The following is a 25,073-nucleotide window of genomic DNA, read 5'->3' on the forward strand; positions in this document are numbered from 1 at the left end:
AATTTATATTAGTTCTGATCTTAGCAAATATTCTGCAATCTGAACAGCATTTGTTGCTGCACCCTTACGCAGGTTGTCTGCTACGATCCACATGTTTAATGAATTTGGCATTGACTCGTCACGTCTGATACGGCCAACAAATACTTCATCTTTTTCATGGGCATCTTTTGGCATTGGGTATTTCAGGTTGGCGATATCATCAACAACAATTATTCCTGGTGTTTTTTCTAAAAGTGATCTTACTTCAGCAACATCGAAATCATTTTCAAACTCCACATTTACGGATTCTGAGTGCCCGCCCATTACTGGAATGCGGACAGTTGTTGCGGTGATGCGGATCGTGTCATCAGACAGTATCTTACGCGTTTCCAGGATCATTTTCATTTCTTCCTTGGTGTAGCCATTTTCCTGGAATACATCAATCTGAGGGATGACATTTAAATCGATCGGATATGCATAAGCCATTGGTCCATCAATAATACCTTTACGCTCATTCATCATTTGTTCTACAGCTTTTACGCCTGTTCCAGTTACTGACTGGTAAGTAGAAACAACAACACGTTTAATTTTATATTTATCGTGCAAAGGTTTTAAAGCGACAACCATTTGGATGGTAGAGCAATTCGGATTTGCAATAATCTTATCATCAATAGACAATACATCTGCGTTTACTTCCGGAACGATTAGTTTTTTGGAAGGATCCATGCGCCATGCAGAGGAGTTATCAATTACGATCGATCCAGCTTCCGCAAAACGTGGTGCTTGTTCCAATGATGTAGTACCACCAGCAGAGAATAGTGCAATATCTGGTTTCATTGCAATAGCCGTATCTATGTTTACCACAGCATACTTCTTACCCTTAAAAGTGATTTCTTTACCTACACTCTTTTCTGATGCAACGGGGATTAACTCAGTTAATGGGAAATTGCGTTCTTCTAACACTTTTAAGATGACAGTGCCTACTAAGCCAGTGGCACCTACTACTGCGACTTTCATTGAATATTCTGTTCTAGGTTAAATAATTAAGAATTATATCATCCAAATATGGTGAAAAATCTCTAGTGTTTAACCTACTAATTCTGTATTGATGTAATTATAACTTTTTTTAATGCTTTCAAAAGGGTCTATTGAAAAGTTTTCCTGTTCCAAGAAAGGATATTCTAAACCAGCCAATTGCGCACTTTCAAAGATTTTTTTGTAGTCAATGCTTCCAGAACCAACTTCTGTGTTGATTTCGGGATTTGCTTTGTCCATATCTTTGATATGCCATAAAGGGAAACGCCCTGGATTTTCTTTGAATAATTTTACAGCATCCTGACCGGACCTGGCAACCCAATAAAGGTCAAGCTCAAACTGAACCAGCTTAGGATCAGTTTCTTTTAACATCACCTGGTAGCCATTGGTATCTCCAAACTGCTGGAATTCAAAGTCATGGTTGTGGTAGGTCAATTTTAAACCTGATGCCTGGCAAAGTTCTGCTGCCTTGTTTAATGCTGCTGCAACCTTTTTATAATCGTCGATGTTTTTTCTTAATGCATCCCCTAGATAAGGAACACTGATGTATTGGCCGCCAACTATTTTTGAAGCTTCAATATAAGACTTCAATTCATCGGTAGTGCCATCAGTAAAGTATTTATCCATACCGTAATGTCCACTTGGTGCTTTTAAACCATTTTCATCCAGCAAGCTTTTAAATGCTGCGGGTTCTAATCCCCAGAATTTGTCTTTTATAGAGTAACCATAAGTTTCTACATCCTTATAACCGGCCTCTGCGACTTTTCTGATGACGCCTTTAACATCTTTTGGCAACTGGTCTCTCAGCGAATAGAGTTGTATGCCGATTCTCTTTTCTGGCGCTGCACAAGCAAAGGTTGGCATAAAAAGCACACCAGCAGTTGCCATGCTCACTTGTTTGATAAAGGTTCGTCTTGAATTCATGGGTGATAATGATTAAACGTCACAGATTTTAACAGCAGTACTTAATGATTGAACTTTATTGGCTTTCTTGGGAATAAATTCCTGTGCTACATGGCCTTTAAATCCTGTTGCAACAATAGCCTTCATGATTGCAGGATAATATAACTCCTGCTGATCTTCAATTTCATTTCTACCCGGTACACCTGCTGTATGGTAATGGGCAATATAAGGGTGACTTTTTTTGATTGTGTTGATCACATTGCCTTCGTCAATTTGCATGTGATAGATATCGTAAAGTAGTTTGAAGTTTTCCGAGCCCAGTCTTTTAGCAAGTTCAACACCCCAGGCGGTATGGTCACACTGGTAATCTTTATGGTCCACTTTGCTGTTCAGCAATTCCATGACAAGCACTACATTGTGTTTTTCCGCCAGGCCAATGATTTTTTTGAGGCCCTGCACACAATTGTTCCATCCGGTTTCATCATCTTTTCCTCTGCGATTACCACTAAAACAGATCAGGTTTTTGTAACCCGCTGCGGCAACTTTAGGGATCATCTCCGTATAGTTTTTTATCAGCGTGTCATGAAACTTAGGATCATTCCAGCCATCCACTAAATTGATTTCTGCACCATTACACATGGTGGAGGTAAGTCCGTGTTTCTTCAGGATCGGCCAATCTTTAGGGCCTACCAGGTCAATACCTGTGATGCCGATTTTCTTAGCCTCTTTGCAAAGGGTGTCCAAATCAAGATCAGGAAAACACCATCTGCAAACTGCATGATTAATGTTTCCTTTTAAAGGAGCTGATGAAGGAACTTCATCAGCTGAAAAGGCAGGTAAGGCACCTGATGCACCTAATGCTATTGTACCCACAACTATATTTTTTAAAGCAGTTCTTCTGCTATTTTCAGATTTTATCATATTTTTTCTAATACTGGTTCTTTAACCTCATTCTTATCATTAAAGAAAATGGTGAACAACAAGAATACCACAATTGCAATTCCAGCAGGGACGATCCAGATCATCTGCCAATTTATTCCGCCATCGGCAGTTTTATAAGTATCGGTAATAAAACCAGCTACTTCAAATCCAATAAGCATGCCTACACCATAAGTTGCAAGGGTGATTAAGCCTTGTGCTGCACTTTTATACCTGTCTCCAGCTTTTGAATTGGTATATATTTGTCCGGATACAAAGAAGAAATCATAACAAACACCATGTAAGGCGATTCCGAGGATCAGCATAAAGCTTAAATCTGAAGCGTTACCGTAAGCGAATAAAGCATAACGTACAGCCCAGGCAAGCATACCGACAAGGATAGTTTTCTTAAAGCCGAATTTCTTGAAAAATAGTGGCAGTAATAATAAAAACAATGCTTCAGATATCTGTCCGATCGTCATTTTTCCGGTTGGATCATCCATTCCAACACTAGAAAGGAATGGGTGCGCATTTTGGTAATAGAAGGCAAGAGGAATACAGATAAGAATAGATGCAATAAAGAATATGGCAAAGTTTTTATCTTTCAGCAATTTCAAGGCATCTAAACCAAGTATTTCTGATACTTTAATTTTTTCTCCCGTAGCCACTTTTGGAGGTGTCTTTGGTAAGGCAAAGCTGAAGAGTCCCAAAATTAAGGACGCAACACCTGCCATTAAGAACGTGTTTTTCAACATGCCTTCTGATGTTGCTGCTGCAGTATCCCAGTGGAATATAAAACTAATCAGCAACCCCGCAATGATCCATCCAATGGTACCCCAAACCCTAACTGTGGAAAATTCCTTCTCAGGATCTCTCATCTGGTTAAAGGATACAGAATTCACCAATGCCAGTGTAGGCATGAACAGGATCATATAAGAAAGAACATACGGATAGAACACAGAAATATCGGGTGCTGAATACATTTGGTACATGAGCACAGCTCCGATTAAATGTAAAACCCCCAGGATTTTTTCTGCATTAAAATATCGGTCAGCAATCAAGCCAATGATAAAAGGAGCAATGATGGCACCCCAGGATTGAGTTGAAAACACAGAGGCCGTTTGAGAGCCTGTAGCATTTAAATTGTTAGCTAGAAAAGTACCGAGGGTTACAAACCAGGAACCCCAGATAAAGAATTCCAGGAACATCATGCTCGATAATTTAATGCGGTTGCTTAAGTTCATATGGGTTATATTTTATCTTGTTTAAATTTAAAGCTCTTTAATGGAGATATTTCTGTACCATACTTCATCACCGTGATCCTGTAAGGCAATCTTACCCGATTTAAAGGTTCCGAAGTTTTCCCACGTAGCAAACTTGCTTCCTGCGATCATGTTTTTCCAGTTTTCGTCCCACATGGTGGTAGATACAATTTTCACCCCGTTTAATGTGAAATCCAGTTTGCCATTATTGCTGACAACCTCTACTTTGTTCCATTGGCCAACTGGTTTTACAGGCTCCGAACTGCTTTTAATCAAGTCATACAGGTCACCCGCTCTGTGTTTTGTGATTTTTCCATCCGGATGTCCTTCATTATCCAATACCTGCATCTCAAGTCCTGTGCTGTAAGTCTGACGGTATTTTGACGGTTCCTCATGCACAAATAGCATAATTCCGCTATTACTTTTCGGTGCTACTTTCCATTCCAGTTTTAAATGAAAATTGCTGTATTCCTTGTCTGTAACAATATCTCCTCGTTGTGCTTTGTCAGCCTTAGGGTCAAAACGTAAAGCTCCTTTTTCAGCTTTCCAGGCAGTACCTGCTGTGTTTTTTCCATAAGTATGCCATCCTTGGGTAGTTTTGCCATCAAAGAGCTTTACCCATCCATTCTTTTTCTGTGCCATTGCCGCACCGCCGCTCAACATCGCTGTTAAGATAATGGCTGATATAATGTTTCTTTTCATCTGTTTCTAGTGTTTTTAAAAGGTAATAAAGCTGTCATTAGCTTATAATTATTCATCTTCATTTAGTTCTTTAAAGGTGATGAAGCTATCATAAGTTTATGATGATTAAAAAAAAAGATTTGTTTTTTTTGAAAAAAGGCTGTAGCACACCTTTGGTCATTATGACGCAGCAGGTGATGATACAGCCTCATTATTAATTAAACTCCTAAAGTATAACCTTTACGGTAATCACGTTTTACAAATTGGTTAACTTCATCAAGATTCGTAACTCTCATGTTGTCGTTATCCCACAATAATTTGATATTTCTGCCTGGATAAATAATCTTACCTTCAGCATTTTTGCGTTGAACATCTACACCTCTGATCGCAAGATTTGCCATCAATAAGGCTTCTGTCAGCGGACCAGCGATTTCAAATGGTGAACTCAGCTCTTTTTTTCCGTGTCCTGCAATACTTGCTTCTACCCACTGCGCATAGTGACCATTGGCAGCATCTTTTACACGTGCAAATCTTTCCGGAACTTTAATGTCATTGTTGCGGCTAAGTGGTAATAAGCGTGGGTTTGCACTATAGGTACTGGCCATCATTTTACCTTTCGTTCCAATAAACAGCGTTCCATTTCCACCATCACCAAATGTTTCGTTGGCAGCTAGTTCTTCAGGTCTTTCCGGCTGAATACCACCATCCATCCAGTGTACAACAACGTCACCTTTAGTTTTCTCTGTTTTAGGGAATTTTAAGGTCACATGACTTGATGGAGGACAGCTATCAGGGAAATAACCGCGTTTAAATTCATCTACATAGACAGAACCAACACTTGCCTGAACTTCACTTGCATATTTCAGGTTAAGCACACTGAAAGGAGCTTCCAGCAAATGGCATCCCATATCGCCTAATGCACCTGTTCCATAATCCCACCAGCCACGCCAGTTGAAAGGAACCAGTTTATCAACATAATCTTTGTAAGGTGCAGTTCCTAACCATAGATCCCAATCCAATTCTTTTGGAACTTCGGCTTTATTTGCTGACCATGGAATACCCTGAGGCCAAACCGGTCTGTCAGTCCATGCATACACAGTATGTACATCACCAATCAGACCTGCATCATACCATTCTTTCATTTGACGGGGACCATCGTTTGAAGCACCCTGGTTACCCATCTGTGTAACTACTTTATATTTTTTAGCTGCTGCAGTAAGTGCGCGCGCTTCATAGATATCATGTGACAATGGTTTTTGAACATAAACATGTTTTCCAAGTTGCATAGCGCCCATGGCCTGTACTGCATGGTTATGGTCTGGTGTCGAAACAGAAACGGCATCGAAGTTCTTATGCTCCTTGTCGTACATTTCACGCCAGTCTTTGTAAAACTTAGCCTTTGGAAAAGCTTTAACAGAATTTGCAGCCCTGCGTGTATCAACATCACATAGGAAACCGATGTCTGCTTTTCCACTTTTATAAAAACTCGCAATGTCAGACTGCCCTTTACCACCAACACCTACACCGGCAATGATAAGCCGATCGCTGGGCGCTAAAAATCCTTTACCACCTAATACGTGTCTTGGTACAATCATAAAGGCAGCAGAAGCAAGAGCTGCTGATTTAAGAAACGACCGTCTTCCTGCTGCGTTTTTATCTTTAATTGGTTCTTCCATAGTTTTGTCTGGTTTTAGGTTTCTATAAGTAGCTTATAAATTTACTTTTTAAGAGTTAAGATATATCTTACCATTTCTTTGGCATCATCAGGGGGAGTTGTTGGGTGTGGTGTCATTGCAACTTCACCCCAAACACCTTTACCACCGGAGATGATTTTGTCAGCCAGGTAATCGACATCCTTTTCGGTATACTTTGCAGCAATGTCAACGTAGGATGGGCCAATGACTTTTTGAGTCTTGTTATGACAGCCTATACAATCTGATTTTGCGATTAACTTTTCACCCGGAAGCATGGCTTCGGTAGGAGCTGGTGCAGTGCTTTCTGTTGTTGTTGTCGTCGTTGTGCTCTCCTCGGTTGATTTAGAAGCATCATTTCCACATGAGGCCATGGCCAATGTAAAGCAGCCTAAAATTAACATTATCTTTTTCATATCTGTGTGTTTTTTAAATTCCTAAAATCTTATTGTTAAAATCATCATTTCCACCTGATGCGGCAAAATCATCAAATGCACGTTCAGTAACCGGTATGATGTGATTTTTAATAAATTCAGCGCCTTCACGGGCACCTGTATTGGAATCTTTAATGCAACATTCCCATTCCATCACGGCCCATCCCGGGAAATCATATTGCGCTAGTTTACTAAAAATAGTTTTAAAATCTACTTGTCCATCTCCCGGCGAGCGGTAACGACCTGCCCGGTTTGTCCAGCTTTGATATCCGCCAAATGCCCCCTGTTTGCCAGTAGGATTAAACTCCGAATCCTTAACATGGAAAGCTTTAATTCTTTCATGATAAAAATCAATATACTGTATATAATCCAATTGTTGCAGCACAAAATGGGAGGGGTCATATAAAATACATGCCCTTGGATGATTATTTGCCTTTTCTAAAAACATTTCATAGGTAATGCCATCAAATAAGTCCTCACCGGGGTGAATCTCATAACATACATCTACGCCGTTTTTATCGAATTCATTCAAAATAGGAACCCAGCGCTTAGCAAGTTCCGTAAAAGCTGCGTCAACTAAACCTTCTGGCCTTTGTGGCCATGGGTGAAACATATGCCATAACAAAGATCCACTGAACGTAGCATGCGCTTTTAGGCCCAGGTTCTGCGAAGCTTTAGCAGCATACATCATTTGTTGCACCGCCCACTCTTGTCTTGCTTTTGGGTTGTTTTTGTAAGCATCTGGTGCAAAGGCATCAAATGCAAGGTCATATGCAGGATTTACAGCCACCAATTGCCCTTGCAAATGGGTGGATAATTCAGAAATCTCTAAGCCATAGGAAGCGATTTTACCTTTTAATTCATCAGCATAAGTTTTACTTTCCGCTGCTTTCTGTAAATCAATAAATCGTGCATCCAGGGTAGGCATCTGTATACCTTTAAAGCCTAAATCTGCTGCCCATTGGCAAATACCATCTAATGAATTAAATGGTGCCTGGTCTCCAATAAATTGCGCTAAAAAAACTGCTGGTCCTTTGATTGTCGTCATTTGTTAAATTTTAAAGTCAAACCATTTCTGATCTGATTGCCCCGAAGCTACTACATTTTCAATAAATGCCATGCCTCTAACGCCATCAGCAGAACCTGGGAAATCCAGCATTTCTTTTGTAGGAGTGCCACCAGCCAAAGTCGTCGTAATGGTTAAGGCAAAGTTTCTATAAATATTGCCGAATGCTTCCAGGTACCCTTCCGGATGCCCGGCCGGCGTTCTGTGGTTATGTTGTGCATACGAACCAAGATAGTCATGACCGGTGCGGTAAATCTGTGAAGGTGCATCAAGCCACTTTACTTTCAAAGTATTTGGTTCTTCCTGGTGCCATTCAAGACCACCTTTTTCGCCATATACTTTTATAACCAGCGCATTTTCTTCACCGGCAGCAATTTGCGAAGCCATTAAAATACCGTTTGCTCCATTATCAAATTTCAAAAGTACATTACCATCATCATCTAACAGCCTTCCCTCCACCACACGGTTCAAGTCAGCACATATTTTGGTAATTTCTAAACCTGAAATATATTCTGCAAGCTGCGCTGCATGTGTGCCAATATCGCCCATGCAGCCACTGATGCCGCTTCTCGCGGGGTCAGTGCGCCACGCAGCTTGTTGGTTGCCTTCATTTTCGGAAGGCTCACTAAGCCATCCCTGTGGGTATTCCACACATACCTTCCTGATTTTGCCCAGCTTTCCTTCAGCAATCAATTGTCGTGCTTCCTTTACCATCGGATAACCCGAATAGGTATGGGTTAAGCACAAAATCAATCCTGTTTCTTTCACTTTAGCATCTAGCTTTTTAGCTTCTTCAAGGGTTAAAGTGATAGGCTTATCTATAACGACATGGAACCCATGCTCCAAAGCCATCATTGCAGGTTCAAAATGTGCAAAATTAGGCGTCACAATGCTCACAAAGTGCATACGCTGATCTTCAGGGAGATTAGACTCCGCTTCAATCATTTCCTTGTAGCTGCCATAATTTCGGTCTTCCGGAATAAACAACGCTCTTCCGGAAGCTTTTGCAGTTTCAGGATTGGAACTTAAAGCGGCACAGCTCAGTTCAATTAATCCATCCATGTTAGCTGCAATGCGGTGGACAGCGCCGATAAAGGCATTTTTTCCACCGCCAATCATGCCCATTCTTAATTTTCCCAAAACCATTAAAGATTACCTTTTTTTAGTTCACTAACTGCATGATCACAAGCCCTTGCTGTTAAGGCCATATAAGTTAAGGAAGGGTTCTGACAAGCTGCTGAAGGCATACATGAACCATCAGTTACATATACGTTCTTCACCTCATGCATTGCATTCCATTTATTCAATACTGAATCTTTTGGATCATTACCCATTCTTGCAGTACCCATTTCATGGATCGCCATTCCTGGTGTAGAGCCATTGTCGTAAGTTTTTATATCCTTCAGACCTGCTGCTTCCAACATTTCTGCCGCATCGTTCATCATGTCCACGCGCATTTTTTGTTCGTTTTCTTTAAACTCACAATCAATTGCCAGAACAGCCTGACCCCATTTATCTTTTTTAGTTTTGTCAATGAAAACTCGGTTTTCATAGTAAGGTAAAGACTCACCAAAACCACCAAGTCCCATATTCCATGCGCCTGGTTTGGTCATCATATCTTTGAAATCACCACCAAAGGCCATTTCTGCAACATCAGCATGCCAGTTACCTCTGTTTGCACTTCCCTGGTAACCAAAACCTCTTACATAATCACGTTTATCGTTGCCAACATTTCTGTACCTCGGAATGTAAATTCCATTTGCACGTTTGCCGTAAACATATTTGTCCTCAAATCCTTCCGCACGTCCCGAAGCACCACAACGGAAATGGTGATCCATTAAGTTGTGCCCTAGTTGTCCGCTGCTATTTCCTAAACCATCAGGGAACTCATCAGAAGTTGAATTTAACAATAGGAAAGCAGTACCTAAAGTAGATGCATTTACAAAAACGATCTTTGCAAAATATTCTATGTTTTCGTTTGTTTCGGCATCAATCACTAATACACCTTTGGCTTTTTGAGTTTCCTTGTCATAGATCACCTGGTTAACAATAGAAAATGGACGCACAGTTAAATTACCGGTCGCCATTGCCGCAGGTAGGGTAGAGGATTGTGTGCTGAAGTAAGCACCAAAAGGACAACCCCTGCTACATAAATTACGGTACTCACATTTACCTCTTCCACCGTGAGGTACAGTTAAATTAGCTGTACGGCCAATAGTAATGAGCCTGGATCTGTTCCAATGATCTTCAACACGTTTCTTAACAGATTTTTCTACACAGTTCATTTCCATAGGTGGAAGGAACTGACCGTCAGGGAAATGAGGGTAGTTCTCTGCCTGCCCGCTGATACCTGCAAACTTTTCTACATAATCATACCACGGTGCAATGTCTTTATACCTGATCGGCCAATCATTACCATGACCGTCTTTTAAGTTTTCTTCAAAATTCAGGTCACTTAAACGGTAACTTTGACGGCCCCACATTAGTGATTTTCCCCCTACATGGAAGCCCCTATACCAATCAAAACGTTTTACCTCTGTGTACGGACATTCAAGATCGTCAACCCAAAAGCTCTCATTGTACTCCTGGTAAGGGTAATCCCTTTTTTGTACCGGGTGCGTTCTTTTCTGTTCTTCAGTTAACCTTCCTCTGTGCTCAAACTCCCATGGCTTCTTCATTGCCGTGGTATAATCTTTTATATGTTCAATGTTTCTGCCTCTTTCCAGCATCAACACTTTTAAGCCTTTTTCTGCCAGTTCTTTTGCAGCCCAGCCGCCACTAATTCCAGAGCCGACAACGATTGCGTCATAGGTGTTTTGTGCCGTAGCTTTTGTATTTAAATTACTCATGTTTGTTTTTGTGATTAATTACTATGCCCAAACTCTTTGACCTGGTTTAAGGTCTACACAGCCATCGTAACGGCCAGGGATTTCTAAATATTCATATGCCTGCGTAACACCTATTTCAGAAGTGAAATAACCTAATATGGTTAAATCGCGCATAATTGCAAAGAATAAAGGCTTATCCGCTTTTCTTTCTTTTGCATTCATCGGTTTGCCTGCTTCCTCTTTTTCAGATTTTTTTACTACCGTGTTTTCAGCAGCTTTTCTTTCTTCTTCTGATTTGTCTTTTTCACTCTTTTGTTCTGCAAGAGTTTCTTCTCTCACTTTCCCAATCAGCTGCTCGCGCTCTTTAACTGAAATCTCGAGGAACGATTTACCAAAGTCTTTTTTAGACCGGGCTTCAATGTCCTCTAATCCCTTAACAAATGCTTTTTGGGCATCTTCAGGATAACAATCTTGGATCATCATTGGAATAAATGGCCCTACTCCAGCAGCTTTAGCACCTGGCGTAGATGTAGTTGGGATAATGATGTCTGCAATTTCTGTAATTAATTTCTCCTGATCTGCTGAAAATAGGGAAGCATTACCTTTTTTATCTGAGGGGCCGCAACCCTCCAGAAAAACACCGATGGTGGTAGCAGAAAGGGCTCCTCCCAGTAAAAAAGCAACACTTTTGACTGCGTCTCTTCTGTTCATATTAATTATTTATGGGGTTTGTATAGGTTCTCTTTGAAATTTTAATCTTCTAAAATAATAAAAAGACAACGCAAAGTATATTATTTCATTAAAATCATTTCCATTTATATTGATTTTGTTACCTCAATAAAATATCCTTCATTTTTTTACCTTTGCCAAAACGTATTTTTAATGACTGAAAGAATAATAGTATTAGGCTCAAACGGACAAATCGGGACAGAGTTGGTTAGCACTTTGAGGAAAACCTACGGAGAAAGTAAAGTAGTTGCTTGTGATATTCGCAGACCTGATTATGATATCAAGAATTCTGGCCCTTTTGAATTTGTGAATGTTTTAGAGAAAGATACATTAAATAACTTGTTTCAGAAATACAGGCCTACCCAGGTTTACCTGCTGGCGGCTTTATTGTCGGCCACAGGTGAGCAAAATCCAAAGTTGGCCTGGGATTTAAACATGAACGGATTATTAAATATCCTTGACTTAGCCATGGCCTATAAAACAGCCAAAGTTTACTGGCCAAGTTCTATTGCAGTTTTCGGACCTGGTTCGCCGAAAGAAAACACGCCGCAGGATTGCATCATGGATCCTAACACAGTTTATGGCATCAGCAAACTTGCCGGTGAGCGGTGGTGTGAATACTACCATCAGAAATTCGGACTGGACGTAAGGAGCATTCGCTATCCGGGATTAATTAGCTGGAAAGCCGCACCGGGTGGTGGTACTACCGATTATGCCGTTCATATTTTCCATGATGCTTTAAAGAAAAGTAGTTATGCGTCTTTTTTATCTGCAGATACTAAATTGCCAATGATGTATATGGATGATGCCATCCGTGGTACCATTGCATTAATGGATGCGGAAGCAAGTAAATTAACCGTTCGTTCGAGTTATAACTTTTCCGGAGTTAGTTTTACTCCCGAAGATCTTGCTTCAGAAATCAGGAAACATATTCCTGAATTTAAATTAACTTACACTGATAACGATCCACGTCAGCAAATCGCTAACAGCTGGCCCAGGTCAATTAATGACAGTACCGCCGCCGCTGACTGGGGCTGGAAGCCAGAATTTGATTTGGCTAAACTGACACAGGATATGTTGGAGAACTTAAAAAATAATAAGTAATAAACTTATACCACTATGGGAAGAGCATTCGAATTTAGAAAAGAAAGAAAGTTTAAACGTTGGGCAAAAATGGCCGTTCAATTTACCCGTATCGGTAAAGAGATTGTAATGGCAGTAAAGGACAATGGGCCTCATCCGGAAACCAACTCTCGTTTGCGTACGGCTATCCAGAATGCGAAGGCTGTAAATATGCCAAAGGATAGGGTAGATGCAGCCATTAAAAGAGCATCTAACAAGGATGAAAACGGCTATGAAGAATATGTTTACGAAGGATACGCACAACATGGTGTTGCCATTTTAATAGAAACGGCTACAGACAATACAAACAGGACCGTTGCCAATGTACGCAGCTATTTTAACAAAACAGGTGGCACGCTGGGCAAAACTGGTTCCCTTGACTTTATATTCAACCGTAAATCCATTTTCAGGTTTTTACCGGGCGAAAAGGACCTCGAAGAATTAGAGTTTGAATTAATTGATGCAGGTCTCGAAGAATTATATGTAGAGGCAGACGAGGAAGGAAATGACATCGCAGTTGTTCAAACTGCCTTTGAAGATTTCGGAAAAATGCAAAAAGCATTGGAAGAACTCGGCGTTGAATTGAAAAGTGCTAAATTAGAGCGTATCGCTTTATCTACTACCTCCGTTACTGAAGAAGAAGCAGTAGATGTTTTTAAACTTATCGATAAACTGGAAGAGGATGATGATGTACAGGCCGTATATCATAACATGGAAGGATAGTTATTTTTGATGTGAAAATAACCAAGGCAATAATTGTGGTTCAGCGAAAGCTGAATCCCAACTATTGTGATTGGCATCTTCATATAAAGTATACTTCACTTCCTTGCCAATTATTTTCAGATGATCTGCAATGTCTTTTGATAACTCAAAACTGACTACATCATCTTTTCCACCATGGAAGATCCATAAGGGAACATTTTTATATTTCTTCACATTGGCGATATTGTCGCCTCCACAAATGGTAAAGGCTGCAGCGAAGGTTTTACGCTTGCGCCTCAATATTTCGAAGGTCCCCATGCCACCCATGGATAACCCGCCAACATAAACCTGTTTCTTATCTACATAAGGCTCATCTATCTGCTCATTAATCATACCCATCAACGCACGCATTGCCGCGGTAGGTTTTCCCCCTTTTTGGAAGTTGAACCTGTTTTTACCGGTTTGGCCACCCTTTATTTCCACATTTGACCAGAAGTCATTTTGCGGGCACTGTGGGAAAATCACAATGGCTTCAAACTTATCGCGTATCTCAGGTTTTGTAAATAAGTTTCCGCCGTGGATTAATTGCTTTTGATTGTCATCGCCACGCTCACCGCTTCCGTGCAGGAAAAAGATAACCGGATATTTTTTAGCAGGATTGAAGTTCTCCGGCATAAGAATTCTGTAACTGATGCTGTCTTTGCCATTGATATAACGCGCTTCCTTATAATCAGTTGAAATTTGAGCAGAAGTTTTTAACCCGCAAAGGATCATTAGCATGGATAAAATAATAGGAGCGGTTTTCATATTTCTAAAGTAAATAACCTTTATCTATTTTCTGCATATTTTATTAATTAAAAGCATTTTGTTTCTTATTTCACAAATGTGAATTGCGATTCTTTCACATCCCTCGAATTAGTGCCTATAAACACTTTAAAGTCCCCCGGTTCTGCGACATATTTAAGCTCCGCATTGTAAAACTTCAGGTCATCAATACCAATAGAAAAATCAACCTTTTTACTTTCTCCTCTTTTCAGGAAGATTTTTTTAAAACCTTTTAGTTCTTTAACGGGACGGGTGATGGATCCATAAATATCCTGAATATAGAGTTGCACAACTTCTTGTCCATCGTAACTTCCAGTGTTCTTAACGACCACACTGGCCTGAATTTTTCCTGCGGCATCCAGTTTAGGGTTACTTAAGGTAACAGGCGAATATGAAAAGCTGGTAAAGCTCAAGCCATAACCAAAGGGATATAAAGGGTCATTCGGACTGTCAAGGTAACGGGATTTGTATTTTTCTAGGAAGTTTCCCTCATAAGGCCGGCCGGTACTTTTATGGTTATAGTATAAAGGGATCTGCCCCACATGGCGTGGCCAGGTTGCTGTCAATTTCCCCGCGGGGTTATAATTTCCTACCAATACTTCTGCAATGGCATTTCCAGCTTCAGTACCTGCAAACCAGGTTGCCATCATGGCATTAACGTGGGTATCTTCCCATTCCAGTGTTAACGGGCGACTGCTCATCACTAACAATACCACAGGTTTACCCGTGTTGATAATTGCTTTTAAAAGTGCTTGCTGGTTGGGTAAAAGGTCTAAATTAGTGCGACTGGTGGCTTCTCCACCCATGATCGCACTTTCTCCTAATACCAGTACAGCGATGTCGGATTTCTTTGCGATGGCTACAGCATCGTCAATTAATTGTGCCGGCGATTTCTTATCTGGTGTTATTTCTGCTCCATTGTTGTTAATTTGTTTTAACAGTAGCGGATCATCCACTAAATTGGCTCCTTTAGCATAACTGATCTCCATTTTAGGGGCAACTCTTTTCAACCCTTCCAACACACTGATCGCTTTTTTCCAGTCGCCTGCCGCACTCCAGCTTCCAATCATATCTCTTCTATTGTCAGCTAAAGGACCAATCAGCGCTATTCTGGCATTACCTTTTAAAGGTAATAGGCCATCTTTGTTCTTCAGTAAAACCATGGATGCCTGTGCAATCAACCGCGCGTCCAACCTGTTTTGAGTGGTCATGATTTCATTTTTTGCACGCTCTTCACTGATATATTTATAGGGGTCGGCGAAGAGGCCCAGTTTGTATTTCGCCTCCAGAATTCTACGGCATGCCTGATCCAGGGTAGCCATGCTGAGCGTCTTATCAGCTAAGCTTTGTTTAATGGTTGTTAAAAAGCCCTCACCAACCATATCCATATCAATCCCTGCATTTAAAGCCAGTGCACTCACTGTTTTCAAATCACCCAGGCCATGTGCAATCAGTTCCGGAATGCCAGTGTAATCGGTGACCACAAAACCCTTAAAACCCCATTGATTGCGTAAAACATCGGTCATGAGCCATTTATTTGCTGTGGCAGGCATTCCATTAATATCATTGAAAGAGGCCATCACTGTGGCTGCGCCTGCATCAATAGCAGCCTGGTAAGGAGGGAAATACTCGTTGTACATCCTGTTTAAGCTCATGTCGGTCGTATTGTAATCCCTTCCCGCTTCAGCAGCGCCATATAAAGCAAAATGCTTCACACATGATAAAATGGCGTCTTTATTTGCTAAGCTATTGGTTTGGTACCCTTTCACCATCGCTTTTGCAATTAAGGAGCCGAGGAAAGGGTCCTCGCCGGAGCCTTCAGAGACACGTCCCCACCTGGGATCCCGGGAAATGTCAACCATCGGCGAAAAGGTCCAGTTTAAGCCGTCGGCACTTGCCTCCCTGGCGGCAATTCTCGCGCTTTTTTCAATAAGGTCCATATCCCAGGTTGCACTCAAACCCAGTGAAATCGGAAATATGGTCTTGTGGCCATGAATTACATCATAACCAAATAACAAGGGTATCTTTAAACGTGTTTTATTTACCGCCAGGTCCTGCAATTTTTTTACCGCTGCTGGTGTAAATGTGTTGAATACCCCACCTACCAAACCTTTAGCAATTTTTTCATCTACCCCCTGACTTAAAATTGGCCCGGTCACATCAAAACCTACAGAAGGCAAGTTGAGCTGACCAATCTTCTCCTCTACCGTCATTTTATCCATAAGCCTGGTGATGAAGGCGTTCATTTCCTTATCATCCGGTGTAATGCGTTTTGTTTGTGCCAATAAAGTATGAAAGCTCAGCATGGCAACCATTGATAACAGGAGGGCAGGTTTCATGGTATAAAAATTTAGGTGCTATTTAACTAAATAGGGCGTAATCTCTTTTATCCAGATGGCATAACCAGCTGCATTCAAATGAAGCATGTCCTCCAGGAAAAGTTCCGGCCTCAGCTCCTTATTTTCCGTTAACATTTTGCTGTTTACATCAACAAAACTGGTGTTCTTGTAGTTAGCCAGGTAATTTTTAATCAGTGTATTGGCATGTGTCATGATCTCTGCATAATTTTTTCTCGAAGGACTGCTTTTGATGGAGATATAAGTGACAACAGCATTCGGATACTTCTTTCTGATATTGCTGAAAAGTGCACTGAACCGGTCTAAAGTTTGTAATGCGGTGATATGATCTGAAGCGATGTCATTTTCACCACTATAAATGACTACCTGTTTTGGCTCATAAGGATACACCAGGTCTGCAATATAATAATTAGCCTGAGCGAGCGTTGACCCACCGAAGCCCCTGTTGATCGCTTTATAATCTTTAAATACAGTTTCCAGTTCTTTCCAATTGGTAAAAGAGGAACTCCCTATAAATATAATCCCCTTTTTGGGTGGCTTTGAGATGCTGTCTTTTTGCTTAAATTGTTGAATGTCATCCCAGAAAGCCGGCTTGTTTTGTGCATTGGATTCAGCACTAATTAAAACTGTAGCAAAGAAGAGGAGAAAATAGAAACGTTTCATATATATTTAGTTTACCTTAATTACTTTGGTTCTTTCAGATAAACCCTTCTCATTGATGGCTTCAATGCTGAAATAGTAAGGTTTATTCTTATCCATCCCTTTATACCAGTATTCATTACTATGGTGAACCATAATGCAGTTATACAGTTTATCGGGATGTATACCCAAATATATGTTATATGCATAAGCATTATCAACCATATCCCATTTTATCCAGGCACTTCTTTTGTCTTTCTCCGTCCGCAGTACAATGAAGTTCTTCACTTTAGCAGGCTTTGGAATTTCACTGTTGCCAAAAACCCGCAAACCACTAATGGCGAACTTGCCGGTGGGCATATGTATATTTTCCAGCTTGATGAAACGGGCCTTAACAGGATTATCTAATTCCACATAATCATGAGGCACATCTTTTTTGTGGTTACTCTTATCGATGAGTACTTCCCAGTTTTTTCCATCAGCCGAATACCATAACTTATACTGATGATAGATCCCCTGCTGTTTTCCTAAAAATTTGGCATCCTGATCCCCATAATTAATTTGTACAGCCCTTACGGTTGAAAGTCTGCCAAGGTCGCTTTGCAGCCATTCGCCTTTGTTCCCTGAAGCAGCGGACCAATAGGTTTTTATGCTTTCATCGACGGCATAATTTGGCTGGTAAGCGGCTAGCGTAGACGATACGGTCACCGGCTTATTATAATTCAGTAACATCCAGCCTGTAAAGCCACTTTTCAAGTGATCAGCAGCCCCCGAGGGTAAATAATGAGGGTAGTCGCCAAATGCAGCATCCATATAAAGTACATCATCTTTATCAAAACCTGCAGGCCAGATTCCGATGCGTCTTTCGAAATTGTTCTTCACACTTAGCACCACCGTGGCTACATGCCAGTAATTCTTCCACTTGTCTTGAAAAGTAGCCCCGTGGCCGGCACCGCGGGCGAAACCTCCGGGCTTGTAGGCGAAAGGGAGGGATAGCTGCTCAAAGGGGCCAAGGGGAGATTTCCCGACAGCAACCCCATCAGCATAACCACTAAACTCCGTACCTGGTGCTGCAAATTGAAAATAGTATTTGTTCTTGTACTTGTTCACCCAGGCTCCTTCTGTAAAAGGTTCCAGAAAGGTGTTGTCCAGGTACTCACCGAAACGCTGCCAGCCAAAACGATCAGGATTCAGTAGCAGCAATTCCTTCCTGGCACCAATTGGCTCAAATGTTTTTCTGTTCAATTCTATGCCATACAATGGATAAACATTACTGCTGCCATTATACATATACAGCCTTCCGTCATTATCGACGAAATGTGCAGGGTCCCAACCGCCTATGTCAAATTCATGAACGGCTTCTGTCCATTCATTTGCCTTTGGATTGGTGCTCTGCCATATCGGAAAGTTCCTGGAATAGGTAGAACCAAACACCAGCATGGTGTCTCCTTGTACCCACACGGAAGGCGCACAAAGGTCATCATAAACTTTATGCTCGGGCCGAAGGAAAGATTTGGAGACAAAATTCCAGTTGTAGAGGTCAGTGCTCCACCAATAGCCCCATTGGTTGGTAGAAAAAAGGTAATAATCGCCTTTATAGATCACGATAACCGGGTCGGCAGTGGCACGGTGCCTTCCTTGCTCCGAAAAATTGGGAATAGGGGTGTAGCCGTAATCGAGGTTAACCGGATTACAATAAGTAAGTTGTTTCTTTTGCGCCAACACAGGTAGTGTGCAAAAGAATGCCAGCACGATAAAAAGGATATTTTGTTTGTTAAACATGTTATTTTGCAATTGCAGGACTTGTAAAGCCCAGGTATTTTAATCCGTTCTGAACTTCCGGAATACTCATAAATAACTTCCATATTAATCCACTGCGGTGATTTTCAATCATCACAATGATCGGCCCCTGGTCTATGGCGAGATGTGATTTTGCTACCCAGTGGTGTTGCTCACTAAAAGCATCGGCAAAACCATATTCCGTCCATAGCTGTTCGCCCATATCTTCATAAAAATGCCTTAAAGCCTGCATGGAATATTCGGGCGTATAGGGAAAAGAGGACAGTGCTGCCGTCGGACTAATTACACCCAAATCTTCTGTTGGCGAATGAGCTGCATAACCCTTCCAGCTGTCACTTGCCGTTAAACCCCAGCTGTTCGCTCCATAACCTTTATATTTTTTAGGGTTTTCTATACAGTATGCACGGTTAACCAGGGTGTGGGCTTTGTTTTGTTCCCAGTAGTCACCAAACTGATCTTTTAAACCCCTGGGATCAAGGCCCAGAAAGGAATAATGGGAAAAGAATAAGGGGCCACCATATTCATCACCTAAGGGGAGGGTAATGCCATGGTACTGGCGCCCGTTATAAAAGGTCCTGCTGTGCGTCCAGCCATCCACGTAAACTCTTTTTTCAATGGGGTATCTTGGTGCGGAGGCGGCAAGTATATAGGTGATCAGACATTCATTCCATCCCCTGATCGGGTGATTCATGCTCCAGTCGTTATTCGGGCTCCAGTGCCAGTAAAGCACATGCTGGTTTTGCGTAAACCAATCCCATTCCACGGCCTCCCACATCCAGGTGATCTTGTTCCTGATGGTTCTTTCTACTTCGTTATCAGCGTTGTAATATTGACGTGCAGTCAGCAGACCCTGGAACAGCAGGGAGGTCTCCACAATATCAGCACCGTCGTCTTTTAAACTGAAACGGATCACTTTCCCCGTCTCTCCGTTTAGCCAGTGCGGGAAAGCACCATGAAACATATCAGCCTTCCACAGAAAGTCGACAATTTTTTTTGTCCGCTCTGCTGCCTGTTCGCGGGGAATAAACCTACGGTCGGCCGCAACGATAATGGCCATGAGGCCAAAGCCGGTGCCACCGGTGGTTACCACTTCTGGTCCGTAGTTAGGTGCTTTGTTACTGCGTTCACGTGCCATGCCACTTACCGGGTGTGCAAAATCCCAGAAATACCTGAAGGTTTGTTTTTGGACAAGGTCAAACAACTGATCGTCTGTAAGGTTCTTTTTTATTTTTAAATCAGCCGAAATCTTGTTATTAGTTTTTTGTGCCCCTGCAGGTTCAGGAGCAAGGATAGTGCAGGAGGCGAATAGCAACAACAGCGAATAATAGTTTTTCAGTTTCAGCATCTGGAAAAATTAAAAAAGACTGTTTCGTATGGTGATTGCCATGCCGAATGATGAAACTTTCAGATTGGCCTCTTCACTATATATAAGATATCTTAATAACCCGGATTTTGTGTCAATACCCCCCCGCTCAGGTCAACTTCTGTCTGTGGTAGTGGCCAAACCTCATTTCTGCCTGCAATCCAACCTTTAGGCCCAAATATTTCCGCTCCTCTTCCCTGACGGATCACATCGAAATAACGGTCATATTCCAAGGCCAGTTCTACATGTCTTTCTCTCCAGATCGCCAATCTCAATTCAGCCTGAACAGTGGTGGTAACCGGTGGTAAGATATTTGGATCGCCCTGGCGTGCCCTGGCCCTGACCATTTCCAACGATGATAATGCCTGTGCTGTATTGCCTAATTCATTAGCTGCCTCAGCATTCATTAACAAAACATCAGCATAGCGTAAAACCCGGTAGTTTTGTTGTGCACCTTCGTTATAACCGGTTACATATAAAGAAAAGGGCACATATGATTTCTGGTTATACATTGGATTATCTCCAGTTGCAGGGATCACATCACCTTCTGGTGTAGTTTCGCCACGGAAAATAATGGTGGCATCTCTGCGAGGATCACCGGGCTCAAATGCTGCAGCTAACTCTGCTGTTGGAACATTAAATCCCCAGCCTCCGCCAATACTCCCTTTTACGCCTTGAACCTGGGCATATTGAGAGTTTGAAGCGCCTGTATTTCCCGGAACTAAAGCAGCCTGTATCTCAAAAACAGATTCACTGCTGTTTTCATTTTCCAGTCTGAATACTTTCTCAAAGTCAGGTAGTAAAGCATAACCGAAACCCATTACCTGGTTGGTGTAATTGAGTACATCATTCCATTTTTTTAAATACATGGCTACTTTTGCATGTAAAGCCAAAGCAGCACCTTTTGTGGCACGGCCAAGGTCTTGAGCCCCATAAGACTGTGGCAATACGGCTGCGGCCTCCGTTAAATCGGTTTCAATCTGGGCATATACCTCTTGAGCAGATGCCCTGGGAATATTATATTCAGTGGCATCAGCTGGTACAGTTAAGCGCAAGGGCACACCGCCAAATGCGCGGACAAGCCTGAAATAAGATAAAGCCCTTACAAATTTTGCTTCAGCAAGATACCGGGCCTTTAAATTTTCATCCATGGTAATAGCCGGTACATTGTCTAATACCTGGTTTGCATAATTGATATTTCTGTATTGTCCGTTCCAAAAACCAGAAATTTGTCCCTGTGCAGGGTCAATTTTAAACTGATCGAATTCCAGGAAAAAGGTAGCATCAGTAGGGCTACTTCCTTTTTCCGCTTCGTCAGCGCCCATACTTTCAATAGCGATGGCAGGAAATGCTGTATTTTCCCAGGATCTCAGGTTAGCATAAATGGCATTGACGCCTTTTTCAGCATCCTCTGCGGTTAGCCAAAAGGCTTCGGCGTTTTGCTGGCCTTGTTCAGGTACATCCAAAAAGCTTTTTTTACAGGAAACGATTGTTGCTAGCGCGATACATAAAGTAAAACCTGTAAGGATTCTTCTATAAGTGATATGAATTGTTTTCATGGTCGTTACGAATTAAAATGTAAGGTTGACACCAAAATTATAAGTGGCAAACAAGGGGTATACACTGGCATCAATACCGCCATTCAGCGTCGTGTTCGTTACTGAAGTTGAAATTTTTGAAGCCGGATCTACTGGCTCCGGACCCACTTCAGGACTAAAGCCTTTATACCCGAAAATGTTGATGGCATTCTGCGCGTTTGCATAAATTCTGATCTTTTTTACTTTCCATTTTTCAAGAATATTACCTGGTAAAGTATAACCTATTTGTGCATTCCTTACCCTAAAATAAGCGCCGCTGGAAACGAAGAAGGAATTCGGTGCTGAGTTTGCAGTGGATCCAATATTAGCAGATGGGTAACTGTTGGAGGTGCCTTCACCACGCCAGCGGTTTTCAAAAAAGTCCCTGGTAAAGTTTTCATTTCCAAATCGGAAGGCAAGGTTTGCATTGTAAATATCAACATCCGCTACACCCTGAAAATCAAGGGCAAGGTCAAAGTTCTTGTATTCAAAACTTGTGTTTATACCATAAGTGTATTTAGGATTTGGATTTCCCAACACCACCTTATCCAATGAGTTAATCCTTCCGTCACCATTGGTGTCCTGGTATTTAAATCCTCCAGGAGCTGCATCTGCCTGTGTTGGCGAGCTGCTGATATCGGCAGCATTCTGGAAAACACCTACAGTTTGATAGCCATAAAATTGTCCGATTGGTTCACCTGTGATCGTTCTGGTTGCCAATGCACCGTTGGTAATGCCTAAGGTTCCAGAAAAGATGGGTGTACTTCCAGATACCACATCTAATACTTTATTGTTGTTTAAGCCAATATTTCCACTGATTCGATAGGTCAATCCTCCTTCCGTACTTGCCGTCCAGCCGATAGAAAGTTCAGCACCTCTGTTCTGAATATCAGCCTGGTTGCCTAAAATCTGGTTGTCAACCGTTCCCAGTGAGCCCAGGATAGGTAAGGCGAATATAGCCCTTGACGTTTTTCTGTTATAGTAATCTCCTTCGACATTTAGCCTGCTATCTAAAAAGGATGCTTCAAAACCTATATTTGTTCCAATTCCTTTTTCCCAGACAATAGAAGGAGGAACGAGGGTATTTCTGCTTGCGCCTGTATAGATGGCATCACCGAAAAAAGCAACAAGGCTTGCGGTTTGTGCAATTAATGCCTGCGTAGGGTTTACCGGCACACTGGCATTTCCTACTTTACCCCAGCTTCCCCTGATTTTTAAGGCGCTAAATATGGTTTGATTTTCCATAAAGTCTTCACTGGTAACCACCCAACCTAAACCCACAGAAGGGAAATATCCCCAGGTTTCTTCGCCAAAGAATTGAGAAGCACCATCCGCCCTCATGGAAGCGTTTATCAGGTATTTATTTTGGAAAGCGTAATTTACTCTTCCAAAATAGGATGCAAATTTAATTAACGTACCCTGATCATTTACAAATCTGGAGTCCGTATTTCCTAATCTTAAATACAAATCTGCATCCGTATTGAAAGGGACATTTTCTGCAGTTGCGTTAACGGTGTATCCTTTATTGGCCTGTGCCGACTGGCCCAGCAGCACCGTTAAATTGTGGTCCTCGTTAAAAGTGTTCTGATAGGTCAGCGTATTTTCAATGATCCAGTTGCGGGTTTCCACACGTTTTAAATCCAGCACACTGATGTCCCTTCTTTGGGTAAAAGTAGCTTCATAAACCGGCGCATAGGTTCTTGATTGGGCCTGGCCAAATTCACCTCCGAAACTGCTTCTGAAGGTGAAGTGGTCAGCGAATTTCAATTCAGCAAAGATGTTACCGGTAACCCTGTAATCCTGTGATTCCTGGTTAAAGAAGTCAATAGTAGCCTGAGGGTTATAAGCGGCAGCGTTACCCAAATTGAAATCTTCAGGGTCACCATAAGTGCCATCAGCATTAAATACGGGAATCACAGGGGCAGCAGTATACAACTGATGAAAGATCGCATTTGGGATGTCATCAGATCTGGTAGAAACACCCGTCAGGTTAAATCCTAATTTCAAATCTTTGAAGATCTGGATATCGTTTGTTACACGTGCGGTATATCTTTTAAAATTATTAGTTTCAATAATGCCATCCTGATCCAGGTAACCCAGTGAAACGTTAAAATTTGACCTTTCGCCTCCCCCAAGTATTGAAATGTTATGGCTTGTGACGAAGGCATTCTGCAGAATCTGGTCATACCAGCTTGTGCCTGCGCCAAGGCTTTCCGGGTTTGGAAATAGCGGGTCGAGGTTATTAGAGGTATACAATTCGTTAATCAAGGTTCCAAACTCACTCGCATTGGCCATCTCCACCTGGTTGGTTACTTTCTGAAGTCCTACATAACCGTCATAATTGATGGTGGTAGGGGCATTAATTTTTCCTTTTTTGGTCGTCACCAGCACAACGCCATTGGCCGCACGGATACCATAGATGGATTGTGCGGAGGCATCCTTCAGGATACTGATGTTTTCAATGTCATTGGGATTTAAGAAATTGATGTCGCTGTACCAAACACCGTCTACCACATATAAGGGCGCCTGGTTACCGTAAATGGTGCCAAGACCCCTGATCCTGATTTGCGGTGTAGAACCTGGTGCACCGGTATTGGTTACTGAAACCCCTGCAACCTTACCTTGTAAAGCGCTGACGGGGTTTGTTGAAGCTTGTTTGGAGATTTCTGCACCACCCACGGATGCGACTGATCCTGTTACATCAACTTTTCTTTGCGTACCATAACCAACCACTACCACTTGCTCGAGTTGTTGCGCTGATGATGTTAAAGCAATATTTAGCGTAGTCTGGTTATTTACAGGAACCTCTCTGGTGTCATAACCAACATAGGTGAACACGAGGGTGCTGGTTGCCGGTGCTTTAATTGCAAACCTTCCATTTGCATCTGTCTGTGTTCCTGTTGTGGTGCCTTTTACAATTATACTAACCGATGGGATAGTGGTTTTATCCTGAGCATCAGTGACCACACCGCTCACTGTAATGTCCTGAGCGTAAGTGGCATTGAAAAATAGCAAAAATAGAATAGTTACAACAGAAATTTTAGTAAAACTTCTTTCCATGGTATTCTAGTTTAGATTGCACTATTAAATTTCCACTAGTTATTTTGCTATTGCAAATTTTCAACCTCAACATTACTACATCACCAAAAGCATCAAAACGGC

20 protein-coding genes are annotated in these 25,073 nt (G+C 41.8%); 2 read left to right on the plus strand and 18 right to left on the minus strand.

Going from position 1 to position 25,073, the window contains the following annotated elements; all coding sequences use genetic code 11:
- Positions 1–3 precede the first annotated feature (3 nt).
- From WG905_RS19005 to WG905_RS19055, 11 genes are all read right to left on the minus strand, one after another.
- Positions 4–996 (minus strand): aspartate-semialdehyde dehydrogenase, encoded by a 993-nt coding sequence (locus WG905_RS19005; protein WP_339593344.1) that lies wholly within the window; start codon positions 994–996, stop codon positions 4–6.
- A gap of 69 nt (positions 997–1,065) precedes the next feature.
- Positions 1,066–1,938, minus strand: coding sequence for a sugar phosphate isomerase/epimerase family protein (locus WG905_RS19010; RefSeq protein ID WP_339593345.1), 873 nt, complete (start codon positions 1,936–1,938; stop codon positions 1,066–1,068).
- A gap of 12 nt (positions 1,939–1,950) precedes the next feature.
- Entirely contained in the window at positions 1,951–2,838 is an 888-nt protein-coding gene (locus WG905_RS19015) for a hydroxypyruvate isomerase family protein (protein ID WP_339593346.1), read from the minus strand.
- Positions 2,835–4,079: a nucleoside permease gene (locus tag WG905_RS19020; RefSeq protein WP_339593347.1), complete on the minus strand. Its 1,245-nt coding sequence runs from the start codon at positions 4,077–4,079 to the stop codon at positions 2,835–2,837. The genes WG905_RS19015 and WG905_RS19020 overlap by 4 nt, the downstream gene beginning before the upstream one ends.
- Before the next feature lie 27 nt (positions 4,080–4,106).
- The gene (locus WG905_RS19025) at positions 4,107–4,799 is read right to left on the minus strand and encodes a 3-keto-disaccharide hydrolase (protein ID WP_339593348.1); all 693 of its coding nucleotides are present in this window, start codon (positions 4,797–4,799) and stop codon (positions 4,107–4,109) included.
- A 197-nt stretch (positions 4,800–4,996) separates the two neighbouring features.
- Positions 4,997–6,454, minus strand: a complete 1,458-nt coding sequence (locus WG905_RS19030) for a Gfo/Idh/MocA family protein (RefSeq protein WP_339593349.1) — start codon at positions 6,452–6,454, stop codon at positions 4,997–4,999.
- Between the two features lie 41 nt (positions 6,455–6,495).
- Positions 6,496–6,885 carry a c-type cytochrome gene (locus WG905_RS19035; protein ID WP_339593350.1) on the minus strand — a complete coding sequence of 130 codons (390 nt, stop codon included), beginning with the start codon at positions 6,883–6,885 and terminating at the stop codon, positions 6,496–6,498.
- A gap of 13 nt (positions 6,886–6,898) precedes the next feature.
- Positions 6,899–7,951 (minus strand): sugar phosphate isomerase/epimerase family protein, encoded by a 1,053-nt coding sequence (locus WG905_RS19040; protein WP_339593351.1) that lies wholly within the window; start codon positions 7,949–7,951, stop codon positions 6,899–6,901.
- A gap of 3 nt (positions 7,952–7,954) precedes the next feature.
- On the minus strand, positions 7,955–9,094 hold the full coding sequence (locus WG905_RS19045) for a Gfo/Idh/MocA family protein (protein ID WP_431844529.1): 1,140 nt from the start codon (positions 9,092–9,094) through the stop codon (positions 7,955–7,957).
- Between the two features lie 20 nt (positions 9,095–9,114).
- On the minus strand, positions 9,115–10,818 hold the full coding sequence (locus WG905_RS19050) for a GMC oxidoreductase (RefSeq protein ID WP_339593353.1): 1,704 nt from the start codon (positions 10,816–10,818) through the stop codon (positions 9,115–9,117).
- A gap of 21 nt (positions 10,819–10,839) precedes the next feature.
- Positions 10,840–11,508 (minus strand): gluconate 2-dehydrogenase subunit 3 family protein, encoded by a 669-nt coding sequence (locus tag WG905_RS19055; RefSeq protein ID WP_339593354.1) that lies wholly within the window; start codon positions 11,506–11,508, stop codon positions 10,840–10,842.
- Positions 11,509–11,679: 171 nt separating this feature from the next.
- Between WG905_RS19055 and WG905_RS19060 the strand changes: the two genes are divergently transcribed.
- Entirely contained in the window at positions 11,680–12,630 is a 951-nt protein-coding gene (locus WG905_RS19060; RefSeq protein ID WP_339593355.1) for an NAD-dependent epimerase/dehydratase family protein, read from the plus strand.
- Positions 12,631–12,645: 15 nt separating this feature from the next.
- Positions 12,646–13,371 carry a YebC/PmpR family DNA-binding transcriptional regulator gene (locus WG905_RS19065; RefSeq protein WP_339593356.1) on the plus strand — a complete coding sequence of 242 codons (726 nt, stop codon included), beginning with the start codon at positions 12,646–12,648 and terminating at the stop codon, positions 13,369–13,371.
- Here WG905_RS19065 and WG905_RS19070 read toward each other — a convergent pair whose 3' ends face one another.
- The 7 genes from WG905_RS19070 to WG905_RS19100 all read right to left on the minus strand — a co-directional run bounded on the left by WG905_RS19070 (position 13,372) and on the right by WG905_RS19100 (position 24,971).
- Positions 13,372–14,157 (minus strand): carboxylesterase family protein, encoded by a 786-nt coding sequence (locus WG905_RS19070; protein WP_339593357.1) that lies wholly within the window; start codon positions 14,155–14,157, stop codon positions 13,372–13,374.
- A gap of 65 nt (positions 14,158–14,222) precedes the next feature.
- Positions 14,223–16,514 (minus strand): beta-glucosidase BglX, encoded by a 2,292-nt coding sequence (gene bglX / locus WG905_RS19075; RefSeq protein WP_339593358.1) that lies wholly within the window; start codon positions 16,512–16,514, stop codon positions 14,223–14,225.
- Positions 16,515–16,532: 18 nt separating this feature from the next.
- Positions 16,533–17,195 (minus strand): GDSL-type esterase/lipase family protein, encoded by a 663-nt coding sequence (locus WG905_RS19080; protein ID WP_339593359.1) that lies wholly within the window; start codon positions 17,193–17,195, stop codon positions 16,533–16,535.
- Between the two features lie 6 nt (positions 17,196–17,201).
- Positions 17,202–18,953: a family 43 glycosylhydrolase gene (locus WG905_RS19085; protein ID WP_339593360.1), complete on the minus strand. Its 1,752-nt coding sequence runs from the start codon at positions 18,951–18,953 to the stop codon at positions 17,202–17,204.
- Position 18,954: 1 nt separating this feature from the next.
- Positions 18,955–20,316, minus strand: coding sequence for a glucoamylase family protein (locus tag WG905_RS19090; RefSeq protein ID WP_339593361.1), 1,362 nt, complete (start codon positions 20,314–20,316; stop codon positions 18,955–18,957).
- A 92-nt stretch (positions 20,317–20,408) separates the two neighbouring features.
- The gene (locus WG905_RS19095) at positions 20,409–21,893 is read right to left on the minus strand and encodes a RagB/SusD family nutrient uptake outer membrane protein (RefSeq protein WP_339593362.1); all 1,485 of its coding nucleotides are present in this window, start codon (positions 21,891–21,893) and stop codon (positions 20,409–20,411) included.
- Between the two features lie 12 nt (positions 21,894–21,905).
- The gene (locus tag WG905_RS19100; protein WP_339593363.1) at positions 21,906–24,971 is read right to left on the minus strand and encodes a SusC/RagA family TonB-linked outer membrane protein; all 3,066 of its coding nucleotides are present in this window, start codon (positions 24,969–24,971) and stop codon (positions 21,906–21,908) included.
- Between the last annotated feature and the right edge of the window lie 102 nt (positions 24,972–25,073).

This window comes from Pedobacter immunditicola (assembly GCF_037482985.1).
Taxonomy (GTDB): Bacteria; Bacteroidota; Bacteroidia; order Sphingobacteriales; family Sphingobacteriaceae; genus Pedobacter; species Pedobacter immunditicola.

Coding starts and splice junctions, on each gene's coding strand:
- WG905_RS19050 (WP_339593353.1), bottom strand. CDS start 10,818: ATGAGTAATTTAAATACAAAAGCTACGGCACAAAACACCTATGACGCA.
- WG905_RS19085 (WP_339593360.1), bottom strand. CDS start 18,953: ATGTTTAACAAACAAAATATCCTTTTTATCGTGCTGGCATTCTTTTGC.
- WG905_RS19055 (WP_339593354.1), bottom strand. CDS start 11,508: ATGAACAGAAGAGACGCAGTCAAAAGTGTTGCTTTTTTACTGGGAGGA.
- WG905_RS19005 (WP_339593344.1), bottom strand. CDS start 996: ATGAAAGTCGCAGTAGTAGGTGCCACTGGCTTAGTAGGCACTGTCATC.
- WG905_RS19040 (WP_339593351.1), bottom strand. CDS start 7,951: ATGACGACAATCAAAGGACCAGCAGTTTTTTTAGCGCAATTTATTGGA.
- bglX (WP_339593358.1), bottom strand. CDS start 16,514: ATGAAACCTGCCCTCCTGTTATCAATGGTTGCCATGCTGAGCTTTCAT.
- WG905_RS19060 (WP_339593355.1), top strand. CDS start 11,680: ATGACTGAAAGAATAATAGTATTAGGCTCAAACGGACAAATCGGGACA.
- WG905_RS19095 (WP_339593362.1), bottom strand. CDS start 21,893: ATGAAAACAATTCATATCACTTATAGAAGAATCCTTACAGGTTTTACT.
- WG905_RS19065 (WP_339593356.1), top strand. CDS start 12,646: ATGGGAAGAGCATTCGAATTTAGAAAAGAAAGAAAGTTTAAACGTTGG.
- WG905_RS19010 (WP_339593345.1), bottom strand. CDS start 1,938: ATGAATTCAAGACGAACCTTTATCAAACAAGTGAGCATGGCAACTGCT.
- WG905_RS19035 (WP_339593350.1), bottom strand. CDS start 6,885: ATGAAAAAGATAATGTTAATTTTAGGCTGCTTTACATTGGCCATGGCC.
- WG905_RS19090 (WP_339593361.1), bottom strand. CDS start 20,316: ATGCTGAAACTGAAAAACTATTATTCGCTGTTGTTGCTATTCGCCTCC.
- WG905_RS19015 (WP_339593346.1), bottom strand. CDS start 2,838: ATGATAAAATCTGAAAATAGCAGAAGAACTGCTTTAAAAAATATAGTT.
- WG905_RS19080 (WP_339593359.1), bottom strand. CDS start 17,195: ATGAAACGTTTCTATTTTCTCCTCTTCTTTGCTACAGTTTTAATTAGT.
- WG905_RS19025 (WP_339593348.1), bottom strand. CDS start 4,799: ATGAAAAGAAACATTATATCAGCCATTATCTTAACAGCGATGTTGAGC.
- WG905_RS19020 (WP_339593347.1), bottom strand. CDS start 4,079: ATGAACTTAAGCAACCGCATTAAATTATCGAGCATGATGTTCCTGGAA.
- WG905_RS19045 (WP_431844529.1), bottom strand. CDS start 9,094: ATGGGCATGATTGGCGGTGGAAAAAATGCCTTTATCGGCGCTGTCCAC.
- WG905_RS19100 (WP_339593363.1), bottom strand. CDS start 24,971: ATGGAAAGAAGTTTTACTAAAATTTCTGTTGTAACTATTCTATTTTTG.
- WG905_RS19030 (WP_339593349.1), bottom strand. CDS start 6,454: ATGGAAGAACCAATTAAAGATAAAAACGCAGCAGGAAGACGGTCGTTT.
- WG905_RS19070 (WP_339593357.1), bottom strand. CDS start 14,157: ATGAAAACCGCTCCTATTATTTTATCCATGCTAATGATCCTTTGCGGG.